At 68.7% G+C, this 533-nt stretch carries 1 pseudogene; it reads left to right on the top strand.

Going from position 1 to position 533, the window contains the following annotated elements:
• A pseudogene (locus tag ABD323_RS45085) lies at positions 1 to 533 on the top strand (arabinogalactan endo-1,4-beta-galactosidase); the annotation flags it as partial.

Raw genomic sequence — 533 nt, 5'->3', positions numbered from 1 at the left:
CGGGCTGGTCGACCTACTCCGCCGCCGGGCAGAACGCCTCCTCCTACACCGAGGCGGGCGGCCACGCCGGTTCGTACCGGCTCGCCCACTGGAACGCCGCCGCCTACAAGGTCGAGACGTACCAGTACCTCTCCGGACTCGCCAACGGGACCTACACGCTCACCGCCTGGGTCCGCTCCAGCGGCGGGCAGAACGCCGCCTACCTCGCGCTGCGCAACTGCGGCTCCACCGAGCAGCGCACCGACCTGCCGCCCACCGCGAACGGCGGGTGGATCCGGCTGGTCACCTCGATCGCCGTCACCGGCGGCCAGTGCACCATCAGCATCAACTCCGATGCCAACGCCGGTAACTGGCTCAACGTCGACGACCTCACCTTCACCGCGGGCTCGACCTCCGTGGCGGTCAAGGGCGGCGACCTCTCCTCCCTGAAGAAGAGCGCGGGCGAGGGCGGCGTCTACAAGTACGCGTCCCGCAGCACCGGTGAAGCGATGACCGTCCTGAACTCCAACGGGATGAACTACATTCGCCTCAAG

The sequence above is a fragment of the Kitasatospora nipponensis genome (assembly GCF_039528135.1).
Taxonomy (GTDB): domain Bacteria; phylum Actinomycetota; class Actinomycetes; order Streptomycetales; family Streptomycetaceae; genus Kitasatospora; species Kitasatospora nipponensis.
This window is presented reverse-complemented; position numbering and strand designations above follow the sequence as displayed.